Origin of the sequence: Micromonospora sp. MH99, assembly GCF_021442385.1 — a bacterium.
GTDB lineage: Bacteria > Actinomycetota > Actinomycetes > Mycobacteriales > Micromonosporaceae > Micromonospora.
The window spans coordinates 40,812-53,842 of the sequence record NZ_MUZA01000006.1 but is presented as its reverse complement, the minus strand read 5'-3'; the positions used below and the strand labels follow the sequence as shown (position 1 = coordinate 53,842).

The window sequence follows — 13,031 nt, the reverse complement described above, 5'->3', positions numbered from 1 at the left end:
GGACGATGCCGGGACACGTCGACATCCTGCCCTGATAACTATGACTGCCGATTGCTTCCGACGTATTGCCGTCACTTTTCTTCAACCCTGCGGCCATAAAAGGAACCCGCCGTACCGCTGACGCGGTACGGCGGGTTTCTCCTGCTGTGCGGCCGGTCAGCGCGGCGCCGGGGGGCGGCGCGCGATGGCGGTGAGGAAGATGCTGCCGATCTCGTTCGGGTCCTTGGTGACGAACACGTCGCCGCCGGTCACCTTGGTGATCGACTCCAACTCGGTCTTGCTGACGCCCTCGCCGATACCGATCATGATGACCTGCACGGGCCGCTCCGGGTCGGCGATCTGCTTGAGCTTGGCGAGCAGTTGCGCCTGGTTGAGACCGTTGTCGTCCTCGTTCTTGCCGTCGGTGAACAGCACGATCGAGTTGACCCGGCCGGGCTGCCAGTCCTCCTGCACCGCCTGGTACGCGGCCAGCATGGTGTCGTAGAGGCCGGTGTCACCGCTGGACGGCTTGATCGTGGCCAGCGCCCCCTCCAACTGCGTCCGCTGGCCGGAGAGCGGCCCGATCGGGACCAGTTCCCGGTAGTCCCGGTTGCCGACCAACTTCGTGGAGAAGGTCCACAGGCCGATGGACCAGGAGTCGTCGAAGAGGCCCAGGCCGCGGCGGGCCGCGTCCACGGTGACCTCCTCGCGGCTGCGGTTGTTGGCGCTGGGCACCTGGTCCTTCATCGAGCCGGAGACGTCGATGACGGCGAGCATCCGGCCGGACTGGGTGGCGATCGACCAGCTGGAGACGACACGCTGTATCGCGGCCGGGTCCAGGCCGCCCGCCGCGGTGCCGCCGGCCGCCGGTGCGGTCGACGCGCCGCCGGCCGGGCTCGGGGCGCCCTGCGGCGCGTTGAAGCCGGCGCCCCAGTTGCCGTCCGGACCGCGCAGCGACTGCGCCGCCAGCCGGTCGCGGAACTTCGGGGCGGTGAGCAGCTCGAACAGCACCTTCGCCGCGGCCGCCTTGGTCGGCTCGATGCCGGGCAGCACCGCGTACGGGTAGTCCAGCGGCATCGGGGCCGGCTCCATGTAGAGCGCGGCGAGCGGCACCGGGGGCTTCTTGCTGTTGTAGGCGATCACGTCTTCTTCGGAGAGCGCCGCCGCTCCGAGCGCGCTCGCGATGGACGTCGGGTCCGTGGCGGTCGGGAAGCGGGCCAGCAGGTCGTTGCGGAGCGAGGAGCGACCCGTGGCCAGCGCCCGCAGCGCGCCGACGGTTTTGCGCTGCGCGTCCCCGCCGGAGCCGCTGGCGGCCGTGGTCAGCGAGAGCAGGCCGGACAGGCCGGCCGCGTCCCGGGTCGGCTCGACGATGCCGGTACGCAGCGGCTTGCTGCTGTTGACCTGCTTGAGCAGATCGGTCCAGGTGAACTTGGCGTTGGGCCAGCCCAGCCGCGTGGCCACCGGCTCGGGCATCGCCACGACGACGGGGCTGCGCGCGATGGAGGCGCCGTTGGTCGGCGCGAACGCGGTGGCGTCCTTCTTCAGTCGCAGCAGCCAGGTCGACGAGTCCGGCACCCAGACGTCCGGGGTGACAGCCGTTCCGCTGGCCTGACCGACGCCGGCCAGCACGGCACCGTGCTTCGCGGCCACCACGGCGGCCACGTCGACCGGGTCGGACGCCGAGACGTCCACCCGGATGCAGGTGGGGCCGACCGCGGCGCCGTCCTTGACCCACTGGGACGCGGCGGCGTCCACCGCGGGCGCCAGCTCGGAGGCGACCGCGACGGCGAGTCGAATCTCTCCTGAACAGCTGGGCTGGATCAGCTCCTTATAGCCGAACCAGACGCCGGTGGTGACGACGAGAACCGTCGCCGTCGCGGCGGCGGCTGCTAGATGGAGTTTCGAACGCATGCGATGGCGGCCTGCTGACACGCTGACCATCTTGCGTATTAGGTGCCGTCTCTGCCACATCCGTTCGGACTAAAGTTACGCAGGAGAAACAGTTGATCACTTTTTAGCAACAGAGTGTGACGAGATGGCCCCACGCCGTTGCCAAACCGGTTTCTCTCTCACGTCCGGTCCCGCCGCCCGACCAACTCACGGCAGCACGCAGGTCGGGCTCGCCACCGCGACGGGCTCGCCGACCGGAGCCGGGATGCCGGTGCTCGCGTCCCGCCGGAAGGCCCGCACCATGTCCGCCCGCTCGTCGGCGACGTACAGGTGCTCCCCGATGAGGGCGAAGTGCCGCGGCCACTCACCGCCGGTGTCCACTTCGGCCACCAGCTCGGGCAGCTCACCGGCCAGGTCGAAGACGGCGATGGTGCCGACCCCGCGGTTGGCGACGTAGAGGAAACGGCCGTCCGGGTCGACCGCGACCTCCGACGGCTGGACGTGGCCCGCCCGCTCACTCGCCTCGACCCGGCCACGCTGGTGCAGCGCCCCGTCGTCGGTCAACTCGTACGCGGTGACCGAGGCGTCCAGCTCGCCGACCAGATAGCAGCGCCGGCCGTCGGGATGGCGGGCCAGGTGCCGGGGCCCGGTGCCGGGCGCCGTCCGCATCCGCGGACCGCGCGGGACCAGCCGCCCGCTCGCGCCGTCCAGGTCGTACCGGTAGACCGAGTCGGTGCCGAGATCCACCGCCAGCAGCGGCCCCCGACCCCGGCCCGGGGAGACCATGTGGGCGTGCGCCCGGTCCTGGCGTTCCGGGTCGGGGCCGTGCCCCTCGTGCACCACCAGATCGGTGCGCTCGCCGGGAACGCCCTGCGCGTCGAGCGGGAAGACCGCGACGCTGCCGCCGCCGTAGTTGGCCGCCGCCAGATGGTCACCGTCGGGCAGCACCGCCAGGTGACAGGGCTCGGCGCCGCCGGTCGAGAAGCTGCCGAGCGCGTCCAGCGCGCCGTCCGGACCGACCTGCCAGGCGCTGATCGCCCCGTCGGTCAGCTCATTGACCGCGTAGAGCACCGGACGGGTGGGATGCCGCACGAGGAACGACGGCGACGGCGTGACCGCCACCGTGCCGAGGGAGGTCAGCACCCCGGTTGCCGGGTCCCGGTGAGCGGCGACGATGCCGCTGCCCCGCCCTCCGCTCTGCGCGGTGTAACCCCCGATGTGGACGATCCCGCCCTGACCAGTCACGCTGCACCCCTTTGCCGGCATCCTGGAGTAGATCCAACCAGAGCTGCCCACGGAGCCGACCCGCTAACCGGCTTTCCGGGGACCGGATCGGCCCGCCGATCCCGCGTCGGCGGGCCGGCGCCAGGTCGCCCGCCCGCACGGCGGGGCCGGGTCAGGCGGCCGGCACCGGCTCACCGCGCTGCCGGGCGACGTGCTCGACCAGGGAGATCAACACCAGCTTGCCGGACTGCCGGTCCCGTGCGTCGCAGAGCACCATCGGCACGTCCGGATCCAGGTCGAGCGCCCGGCGTACGGTTTCCAGCTCGAACCGACGGGTGTCCTCGAAGCAGTTCACGCCCACCACGAACGGGATGCCCCGCTGCTCGAAGTAGTCGATCGAGGGGAAGCAGTCGGCCAGCCGCCGCGTGTCGGCGAGCACCACCGCGCCGAGGGCGCCGAAGGCCAGCTCGTCCCAGAGGAACCAGAACCGGTCCTGGCCGGGGGTGCCGAACAGGTACACCTGAAGGTCGTCGTTGATGGTGATCCGGCCGAAGTCCATCGCCACCGTGGTGGTCGACTTGCCCTCCACCCCGGAGATGTCGTCGGTGCCGACGCCGGCGTCGGTCAGCACCTCCTCGGTCTGCAACGGTCGAACCTCGCTCAACGCGCTCACCAGCGTCGTCTTGCCGGCACCGAAGCCCCCGGCGATGAGGATCTTCAGTGCCAGCGGGACGGTGACCGAGGTGCCCGCCTGGTCATAGCGCACGGAGTCCACTGACCACCGCCTTGAGGATGTCGTCGTCGGGAAGGTCGCTGCCGGCCGGCGGCTCGTGCACCGCGACCAGCCCCTGAGCGAGGAGGTCACCGAGCAGCACCCGGATCACCCCGACCGCGAGGTCCAGCTCGGCCGCCAGCTCGGCCACCGACACCGGACGCCCGGCCAACGTGACCAGCCGCCGGTGCTCCGGCGGCAGCTGCGGGTGGGCCGCCAGGTCGAGGTCCGAGGCGGCCAGCACGAACGCGACCAGGTCGAACCCGTCGACGGCCGAGCGCACCCGGCCGCCGGTGAGCGTGTACGGGCGGACCACCGGGCCCGCGTCGCCGTCCAGCCACTCGTGCTGGGGGCCGGGCGGCTCAGCCCGCATCACCGGCATCCGTCGATCCTCGGGCGGCGGCGGTGAGGTTCTCCCCCACGCGGATGACGAGCATCGCCATCTCGTACGCGACCAGGCCGATGTCCGCGTCGGCGTCGCTCACCACGGCCAGGCAGGCACCCTGCCCGGCGGCGGTGACGAAGAGGTACGCCGACTCCATCTCGACCACCGTCTGCCGGACCGGACCGCCGTCCACGTGCCGGCTCGCACCCCGGGCCAGGCTGGAGAACCCGGCGGCGAGCGCGCAGAGATGCTCGGCGTCGGAGCGCTCCAGCTCGGCCGAGGCGCCGAGCAGCAGCCCGTCGGCGGAGAGCACCACCGCCTCGCGGGCGGCGGGCACCCGTTGCACCAACTCGTCGAGCAACCAGTCGAGGCTGGCGCTCTGCTTCGTCGTCTGCCGCACTAGGCGTCCCTCTCAGTCGCGGTCGGAGGTTCGGAGGCCGTCGGAGGCGCCGGTGTCGGGCCTGCCGCAGCCGGGGTCGCATCCGCGCGGTTCGCCGGAGCGGTGGTGCCGGGCGCACCGCCCCGAGCGGTCGAGCCCGGGGCGACGACTGTGGCCCGGCCGCGTGCGGTGCCGGCGGCCGCCCCGGGCGGGACCGCCCCGCGAGGCCGTGGGGCGCCCGGGGGGAGGACGACCCGCCGTTGACGTCCGGCGCGTCCGCGCCCGTCCCACCGGCGCCCGATCCGTCGGCGGACGGTCCGTCGGGCGTCGGGCCGGTGGGAAGGGCCAGGGTGGGCAGGTCGTCGGCGGCGGTCGCGGCCACGGCCGTGCGGCCACGGCCGGCGCGGGGCCGGGGCACCGCGCCTCGGCGCACCGGTCGGGCCAGCCGCCGGTCGCCCGTGGTGGCGTCCAGCGTGGCCGGGTCGGGGCCGGCCGGCGGCTCGGTGGTGATCAGGTCGGCGGGGACCAGCACCACGGCGGTGACGCCGCTCGCCGCGGAGGACCGCAGCTGTACGCGGACAGCGTGCCGGGCCGCCAGCCGGGCCACCACGAACAGGCCGAGTCGGGCACTCTGCGCCGGGTCGAACTCGGGCGAGCTGGCCAGCCGGGTGTTGGCGCTCTCCAGCGCGGCGGCGGACATTCCCAGCCCCTGGTCGGTGACCTCCAGGACGTACCCGTTGGCGACCTGCTCGCCGCTGATGGTCACCCGGGTGTCCGGCGGTGAGAAGGCGGTGGCGTTCTCGACCAGCTCGGCGAGCAGGTGGATGATGTCGCCGACCGCCCGACCCAGCACGCCGACCGGCTGCACGGTGGTGATGTCCACCCGGTCGTACGCCTCGACCTCGCTGATCGCGCCGCGGACCAGGTCGACCATCGCGACCGGGTTGCGCCACCCTCGGCCCGGCGCGGAGCCGGCGAGAATGACCAGGTCCTCGGCGTGCCGGCGGAGTCGGGTGGCCAGGTGGTCCACCTGGAACAGTTCGGCGAGCTCGTCCGGGTCCTCGGCGCGACGTTCCATCCGGTCCAGCAGGTGCAGCTGCCGGTGCACCAGGCCCTGGCTGCGCCGGGCGATGTTGAGGAACACCTCGTTGAGCCCCCGGCGCAGGGTGACCTCGTCCACGGCGGCCTGGACGGCGGTGCGCTGCACCTCGGTGAAGGCCCGCCCGACCTCGCCGATCTCGTCGTTGCCGTACTCCAGGGGTGGCGCCTCCCGGGCGACGTCGACCTGCTCGCCGCGGCGCAGTCGGGTCACCACGTCCGGCAGTCGGTGCTCGGCCAGCTCCAGGGCGGCGGTACGGACCCCGCTGAGTCGCCGGACCAGCGTGCGGCCGACCCGCAGCGACACCAGCACCGAGACCACCACGGCGGCGAGTCCGAGCACACCGGCGGCGGCCAGCCGGACCAGGATCCAGACGGCCATCGGCACCGAACGGTCGGTGAGCGCGTCGGCCTCGGACAGTTCGAAGTCACGCAACTGCTGCTGTACGGCGTCGTGGCTGGTCTGCCACGACGCCGCGTCCACAGGTGGCCGCCCGGACCGGTTGGCCCCGATCAACGCGTCCTGCATCGCGCGCAGGCTGGTGAACTCCGGGCTCTCGGTCAGTCGCTGGTACGCGGTGCGCCCGGCCTCGGGCAGGTCGGCCACCGCGCTCTCGGTGAGCCACCGCTGGTTGCCGATGGCCTGCACGAGCAGGGCGTGCTCCCCCTCGGCGAACGTGCCGGCGGTCAGCACGCCGGCCAGCATGGCGTCGGTCTGGCCGAGCAGCTCCCGGGAACGGCCCAGCGAGGTGAGGGCCAGCGCCTGTCGGTTGATTGCCGGATCGCTCAGATTCGCCATCGCGGAGAACGCCTGGAAGGCTGCCGTGACCATGCCGCTGTAGAGGCCGAGAGCCCCGGCGCGGTCCATCATGCCGTCGTCGATGAAGTCGCGTCCGGTCGGCAACGCCGCCAGGGCGGTGACCAGCCGGTCGACCCGGTCCTCCAACAGCTCGTCGGCGGCGTCGCGCAACGCCTCGCCGTCGACCCGGCGGCGCAGCTCGGCGATCGCCCGATCCGTACGCTGGCGCTGCTCGGCCAGGGCGGGCAGCTCGGTGGTGCCGGCGAGCTGCACCACCGACAGTCGACGCTCGCGTTGCAGCTCGGTGACGACCGCCTCGCCGGGACGGCCCAGGTCGTACAGCAGGGTGCGCGCGGAGAGCAGGTTGAGGGCGGGGCCGAACGTCAACGTCGTCGCGAAGATCCACAGCGCGAGGAGCGCGGTCACCGGAGCGACGACCAACGCGGTCAGCTTCGAGCGGATCGGCCAGTCGCGGGTTCTCATCAGACCTCGCCCGTCAAGGGGTGGCAGGAGGGGCGCCGGCACCGCCGGGCAACGCGCTCGCCGGTCGCGCTCCCGGTCGTCAGGCCGGGCACCGGCGCGGGCGCCTTGGGCAGGATACGTAATCGCGCCCGGTTGCACTACCGCCCGTCGCACCGACATCGACGCTGCGGAACGCGCCTGCCTCCCGGTACGACGAGCGCCCCACCGGTGACCGGTGGGGCGCTCGTGCCGGCGCGGTACGGATCAGACGTTGTCGGCGAGGCCGAGCCCTTCGGCGACGCGGCGGCCGTAGCTGGCGTCGCACTGGCTGAAGTGCCAGACCATCTTCTGCTGGATGTGCTTGTCACACTGGGCCAGCAGCGTGGTCAGGTTGTGCACCAGGTCGTCGCGCTCGGCGTCGGTCATCTCGCGGAAGCGGCGGCCGGCCTGCGCGTAGTTGTTCTGCCGCTCGATCGGGGCCTTCATGACGTGCCCGGAGACGAAGGGCCGGTACTCCCGGTAGGACTCGTCGGCCTCCTGGAGACCGGCCACCGAGGACGGCTCGAAGTTGATGTGCGGGTTGCCGCCACGGTTGTCCACCCCGTACGACATCTGACCACCGCCCTGGTTGGTGCTGACCTGGACGTCCTCGCGCGGACGGTTCACCGGGAGTTGGAGGTAGTTCGGGCCGACCCGGTAGCGCTGGGTGTCCGAGTAGGAGAAGGTCCGCCCGACGAGCATCTTGTCGTCGGAGAAGTCGATCCCGTCGACGAGCACGCCGGTGCCGAAGGCGATCTGCTCGTTCTCGTTGTGGTGGTCGGTGATGTTGCGGTTGAGCGTCATCATGCCGACCGGCAGGTAGGGGAACTGCTCCTCCGGCCAGATCTTGGTGTCGTCGAGCGGGTCGAAGTCCAGCTCGGGGTGCTCGTCGTCGCTCATGATCTGCACGTTGAGCTCCCACTGCGGGTACTCGCCACGCTCGATCGCCTCGTACAGGTCCTTCGAGGCGTGGCCCAGCTCGGTGGCCTGGATGGCGTCCGCCTCGGCCTGGGTCAGGTTGTGCTCGCCCTGCTGGGTCAGCCAGTGGAACTTGACCAGCACGCCCTCGCCCTGCGCGTTCACGAGGCGGTAGGTGTTCACGCCGGACCCGCGCATGGTGCGGTAGTTGCGCGGGATGCCGTACGGGGAGAAGAGCCAGGTCAGCATGTGCATCGACTCGGGCGTGTTGGACATGAAGTCGAAGATGCGGTTCGGCTCCTGTCGGAAGGTCACCGGATCGGGCTTCAGCGAGTGGATCACGTCGGGGAACTTGATCGCGTCGCGGATGAAGAAGACCTGAAGGTTGTTGCCGACCAGGTCCCAGTTGCCGTCCTGGGTGCGGAACTTCACCGCGAAGCCGCGCGGGTCGCGGGCGGCCTCGGAGGAGTCCCGGCCGCCGATGACCGTGGAGAAGCGGATGGTGACCGGGGTCTTCGCGCCCCTGGTCTGGAACAGCTTGGCCCGGGTGTACGTGGCGGCCGGCTTGTCGCCGATCGTCCCGTACGCCTCGAACTCGCCGTGCGCGACGAAGCCGCGCGCGTGCACCACCCGCTCCGGGATGCGCTCCCGGTCGAAGTGGCTGATCTTCTCCAGGAAGTGGTAGTTCTCCAGCGTGGCAGGCCCGCGTGAGCCGACCGTCCGCTGCTGCTGGTTGTTGTGCACGGGGTGACCCTGGCGGGTGGTGAGGGTCGGCCTGTCGGCCTGCGGGTCGCTCATCGGTCTCCTCCGGATGCGTGGTGCGGCGTGCCTGACCGGTCCCAGAGTCGGTCGGGCGGGTCGCTCGCGGGCGTACGGCGGGCACCACCCACCCAAGCGCGTTATCTGGAATGAGTCAAGTTTTTGCGCCGAAATGTGGCGACCCCGGCCGAGACCAGCGAGGAAAGTGCCTCGGATCGGGATTGGCGATCAGTACGCGGAGGGAATACGAGAGGACGAAGGAGGAGCCCATGTCGCCCACGCAGATAATCGTCATCGTGCTCGTCGTGCTGGTGATCGTCGCGGCGATCGCCGTGGCCGTCCGGACGGTCGGCCGTCGCCGCGCGCTGCGCAGCCGGTTCGGGCCGGAGTACGACCGGGTGGTGCAGGAGCAGGACAGCCGGTCCGCCGCGGAGCGCGAGCTGCGCGACCGGGAACGCCGGCACTCCGAGCTCACGCTCACCCCGCTCAGCCCGGAGTCGCGGGCCCGTTACGCCGCCGCCTGGGAAGAGCTCCAGATCCGCTTCATCGACTCGCCGGGCGAGACCGTGGGTGACGCCGACGAACTGGTCACCCGGCTCATCGAGGAGCAGGGCTATCCGACCGGGGACTTCTCCGACCAGATCGCCCACCTCTCCGTCGAGCACGCCCGCACGCTGACCAACTACCGGGACGCGCACGAGATCCACCTCCGCAACTCGCGGGGCGAGGCGAGCACCGAGGAGCTGCGCCAGGCGGTCGTGCACTACCGGGCCCTCTTCGCCGACCTGCTCGGCGAGGAGCCGGTCGGTCAGCGCACGCCCGAACAGGGTTCCCACCCGGACACTCCGCACGACGCCACGAGCCGCTGAGGAGGCCACCGATGCGCCACGAAGAGCAGCAGGTGAGCAACGACCATCCGGAGGCCGTCCGGTCCGCACCGGTGCCGGTGCCGCCGACCGACGACCGGGCCGCCCGCTCGGACGTACCCGAGGACGCCCTGGACGACCGGGGAACCTTCGACGATCCGACCACCGACCACGACCGGGCCACCGACCCCGACCCGGCGGACGAGCACGAGCGGGCCAACGGCACCGACCCGGGAGCCTTCCGGGACCGGACCGGCGACGACCGGACCGACGACGAGCTGACCACCGACCGGACCGCCGACGACCGGACCGACGAGTGGGCCGACGACCAGCGGGCCGAGGACACCGACCGCCGGAGCCGGCCCGACGACGAGGGTGGCTTCCACGAGCCGGGGCCGCTGCCGACCGCCTTCGGCGCCACCACGGTGGCCGACGCGGTGGCGGCGTCCGCACTGGCGAGCCCGTACCCGCAGGACCAGCCGGACCCGCGGGCCGAGCGAACCGCCCAACCGGGCGACGGCGCCGAGGACGGCGAGCGGGAGGGTCTGCGCGCCGACCCCACCGCCGAGCTGCACCGCCGCGACGGAGTCCCGGAGACCGACCTGGACGCCGCAGCGACGACCGACGAGGACACCGACGAGGACACCGACCTGGACGCCGAGGGCCGGCGCTCGGACACCGAAACCTCCACCCGCACCGTCGTCGCGGCCGACAGCACGGACGGTGCGGCCGAGCGGCGCGGCGACCTGACCGACTGGGCCGGCGATCCCGACGCGGCGGGCGCGGCCGGCTACGGCAGCGCGTCGCCGGAGATGGTGGACCCGGACGCCGACGCCGAACCGGTCACCGCCGTGGCGGCCGGCGGCTCCCTGGAATCCGCCGGGACGTCGCGTCCCGCCGGCTCGACAGTCGCCGTCGAACCGGCCACGCTCCTCGACGGGGACACCGCCCAGGGATTCCGGGACCGCTGGCGGGACGTGCAGCTGCGTTTCGTCGACGATCCGCACGCCGCCGCCGGCGAGGCTCAGGCCCTGGTGGAGGAGGCCATCCAGGCTCTCGCCTCGGCACTGGCCGCGCAGAAGAACACCCTCGGCGGGTGGCAGGACGCCGGCTCGGCGGACACCGAGCAGCTGCGGATGGCCGTCCGCAACTACCGGGACTTCCTGGACCGCGTACTGGGTCGCTGAGGCGACTCGATCGAAAAGGGGCGCTCCGGCCGACCGGCCGGGGCGCCCCTTCGGCGTCCCCCGAGGCGAATGCCGAGAACGGCCAGTCGTACGCCGAGGGGCGAGCCGCCCGAGCAGGCCCGAACGCACCGGAGGGTACGCGCAGGCGTGAAACCTCGCGTAGTGGGTAATAGGGCGCGCGCATCAAATCCGGTGCCAACGTCGGGACGAGGGGTGACGGGATGGACGGCGGCGGTCTGCGGCTCAACATGAACGGGCTGGACTACCTGATTCTTGCGCTGTACTTCGTCACCGTCCTCGGAGTGGGCTTCGCCGCCCGGCGGGCGATCCGGACCAGCGTCGACTTCTTCCTCTCCGGTCGTTCCCTGCCGGCCTGGGTGACCGGCCTCGCGTTCGTCTCCGCGAACCTGGGTGCGCTGGAGATCATCGGTATGGCGGCGAACGGCGCCCAGTACGGCGTCATGACGGTCCACTACTACTGGATCGGCGCCGTGCCGGCGATGGTCTTCCTGGGCATCGTGATGATGCCCTTCTACTACGGGTCCAAGGTCCGCAGCGTGCCCGAGTACCTGCGGCTGCGCTTCAACCGACCGACCCACCTGCTGAACGCGCTCAGCTTCGCCGTCGCCCAGGTGCTGATCGCCGGGGTGAACCTCTACGCGCTGGCCCTGGTCATGCAGGCGCTGCTCGGCTGGCCGCTCTGGACGGCGATCGTGGTCGGCGCGGCGATCGTGCTCGCGTACATCACCATCGGCGGCCTGTCCGGGGCAATCTACAACGAGGTGCTCCAGTTCTTCGTCATCCTGGCGGGCCTCATCCCGGTCACCGTGATCGGCCTGGTCAAGGTCGGCGGAGTGAGCGGGCTGATGGACGCGGTCCGCGACTCGAAGCTCGGCGAGGCGGGTCTGCACGCGTGGCAGGACACCGCCAGCACCGACAACCCGCTCGGCGCGCAGTGGATCGGCATCGTGTTCGGCCTCGGTTTCGTGCTCTCGTTCGGCTACTGGACGACGAACTTCGCCGAGGTGCAGCGCGCGCTGTCGGCGAAGAACATGAGCGCCGCCCGGCGTACGCCGATCATCGCCGCGTACCCGAAGCTGTTCATTCCCCTGGTCACGATCATCCCCGGCCTGGTGGCCCTCGTGACGGTGAAGGGGCTCGGCGCGGACAGCGGCGACCTGCAGTACAACAACGCGATTCCGCTGCTCATGCGGGACCTGCTGCCCAACGGCGTGCTCGGGGTGGCGGTCACCGGCCTGCTCGCGTCGTTCATGGCCGGCATGGCGGCCAACGTGAGCGGCTTCAACACCGTCTTCACCTACGACATCTGGCAGGCGTACGTGCGCCGCGGCCGGTCCGACGAGTACTACCTGCGCATCGGTCGGTGGGCGACTGTCGGCGCCGTGGTGATCGGCATCGGGACGGCGTTCATCGCGTCCGGGTTCAGCAACATCATGAACTACATCCAGGCGCTCTTCTCGCTGTTCAACGCGCCGCTGTTCGCCACGTTCATCATCGGCATGTTCTGGAAGCGGATGAGCGCGCTTGCCGGTTTCTGGTCGCTGCTGCTCGGCACGCTGGCGTCGCTGGCGACCTACCTGCTCTACAAGGGCGGCGTGATCGACTTCAACTCCGACCTGGAGGAGAGCTTCTGGGGCGCCGGCATCGCGTTCGTCACCGTGGCGGTGGTCGCCGCGATCCTCACCCCGCTCACGGCGGCCAAGCGCGACGAGGAGCTGCGCGGGCTGGTCTACGGCATGGGCGGTGTCGACCTGAAGGGCGACGTGCTCGCCGGGGACGCCGTCTGGTACCGCTCCCCCGTGCTGCTGGGCGTGATCGCGGTCGCGCTCGCCGCCCTCTTCTACATCCCGGTCTTCTAGGAAAGGAGTCGGCCAGATGAGCAACGACGGCCAGCCGGCGCAGGACCCGTTGATCGACGAGACGCAGGCCGAGGAGCGCCGCTCCGCCGCCGCCCGACTGTTCGACATCCGTCGGGTGATCGGTGGCCTCTTCGTGGCGTACGGGATCATCGTGACGCTGATCGGCGTCTTCGACAGCCGGGCCGAGATCGACAAGGCCGAGGGTGTCCGCATCAACCTGTGGGCCGGGCTCGTGATGCTCGCGTTCGGCCTGATCATGCTGCTCTGGCAGTGGCTGCGCCCGGCGGAGGCGCCGTCCCCGAACGAGCAACAGCCCGACAGCTGACCTCATGCCCGCCGCGCCGGCGCCGTCCACACGGACGGCGCCGGCGTCGCGCATGGGCTTCCCCGCACC

The 13,031-nt window shown here is 71.5% G+C and carries 10 protein-coding genes and 1 pseudogene; 4 read left to right on the top strand and 7 right to left on the bottom strand.

The window, feature by feature from the left end; genetic code table 11:
• Nucleotides 1-156: 156 nt before the first annotated feature.
• From B0E54_RS05050 to B0E54_RS05020, 7 genes and pseudogenes are all read right to left on the bottom strand, one after another.
• Entirely contained in the window at nucleotides 157-1,911 is a 1,755-nt protein-coding gene (locus B0E54_RS05050; RefSeq protein ID WP_234582072.1) for a substrate-binding domain-containing protein, read from the bottom strand.
• Between the two features lie 165 nt (nucleotides 1,912-2,076).
• Entirely contained in the window at nucleotides 2,077-3,114 is a 1,038-nt protein-coding gene (locus B0E54_RS05045; RefSeq protein ID WP_234582071.1) for a lactonase family protein, read from the bottom strand.
• Nucleotides 3,115-3,265: 151 nt separating this feature from the next.
• Entirely contained in the window at nucleotides 3,266-3,868 is a 603-nt protein-coding gene (locus B0E54_RS05040) for an ATP/GTP-binding protein (RefSeq protein ID WP_234582070.1), read from the bottom strand.
• Nucleotides 3,849-4,238, bottom strand: a complete 390-nt coding sequence (locus B0E54_RS05035; protein WP_234582164.1) for a DUF742 domain-containing protein — start codon at nucleotides 4,236-4,238, stop codon at nucleotides 3,849-3,851. Before B0E54_RS05035 ends, B0E54_RS05040 begins: the two co-directional genes overlap by 20 nt.
• Nucleotides 4,228-4,650, bottom strand: coding sequence for a roadblock/LC7 domain-containing protein (locus tag B0E54_RS05030; RefSeq protein WP_234582163.1), 423 nt, complete (start codon nucleotides 4,648-4,650; stop codon nucleotides 4,228-4,230). Before B0E54_RS05030 ends, B0E54_RS05035 begins: the two co-directional genes overlap by 11 nt.
• 556 nt (nucleotides 4,651-5,206) lie before the next feature.
• Nucleotides 5,207-7,009: pseudogene (locus B0E54_RS05025) on the bottom strand (nitrate- and nitrite sensing domain-containing protein); the annotation flags it as partial.
• Nucleotides 7,010-7,252: 243 nt separating this feature from the next.
• Nucleotides 7,253-8,743: a catalase gene (locus B0E54_RS05020; protein WP_234582069.1), complete on the bottom strand. Its 1,491-nt coding sequence runs from the start codon at nucleotides 8,741-8,743 to the stop codon at nucleotides 7,253-7,255.
• Nucleotides 8,744-8,973: 230 nt separating this feature from the next.
• Here B0E54_RS05020 and B0E54_RS05015 point away from each other — a divergent pair, with 230 nt between their 5' ends.
• From B0E54_RS05015 to B0E54_RS05000, 4 genes are all read left to right on the top strand, one after another.
• A complete protein-coding gene (locus tag B0E54_RS05015) occupies nucleotides 8,974-9,573 on the top strand; it encodes a hypothetical protein (RefSeq protein ID WP_234582068.1) in 600 nt (199 codons plus the stop codon).
• An 11-nt stretch (nucleotides 9,574-9,584) separates the two neighbouring features.
• Nucleotides 9,585-10,757 (top strand): hypothetical protein, encoded by a 1,173-nt coding sequence (locus B0E54_RS32885; protein WP_234582067.1) that lies wholly within the window; start codon nucleotides 9,585-9,587, stop codon nucleotides 10,755-10,757.
• Nucleotides 10,758-10,978: 221 nt separating this feature from the next.
• Nucleotides 10,979-12,637, top strand: coding sequence for a sodium:solute symporter family protein (locus tag B0E54_RS05005; protein WP_234582066.1), 1,659 nt, complete (start codon nucleotides 10,979-10,981; stop codon nucleotides 12,635-12,637).
• Nucleotides 12,638-12,653: 16 nt separating this feature from the next.
• Nucleotides 12,654-12,962, top strand: a complete 309-nt coding sequence (locus B0E54_RS05000) for a hypothetical protein (RefSeq protein ID WP_234582065.1) — start codon at nucleotides 12,654-12,656, stop codon at nucleotides 12,960-12,962.
• Nucleotides 12,963-13,031 lie beyond the last annotated feature (69 nt).

Bases quoted from the DNA above. Each gene is read 5' to 3' on its own strand.
- B0E54_RS05015 (WP_234582068.1), top strand. From the start codon at position 8,974: ATGTCGCCCACGCAGATAATCGTCATCGTGCTCGTCGTGCTGGTGATC.
- B0E54_RS05035 (WP_234582164.1), bottom strand. From the start codon at position 4,238: ATGCGGGCTGAGCCGCCCGGCCCCCAGCACGAGTGGCTGGACGGCGAC.
- B0E54_RS05005 (WP_234582066.1), top strand. From the start codon at position 10,979: ATGGACGGCGGCGGTCTGCGGCTCAACATGAACGGGCTGGACTACCTG.
- B0E54_RS32885 (WP_234582067.1), top strand. From the start codon at position 9,585: ATGCGCCACGAAGAGCAGCAGGTGAGCAACGACCATCCGGAGGCCGTC.
- B0E54_RS05020 (WP_234582069.1), bottom strand. From the start codon at position 8,743: ATGAGCGACCCGCAGGCCGACAGGCCGACCCTCACCACCCGCCAGGGT.
- B0E54_RS05000 (WP_234582065.1), top strand. From the start codon at position 12,654: ATGAGCAACGACGGCCAGCCGGCGCAGGACCCGTTGATCGACGAGACG.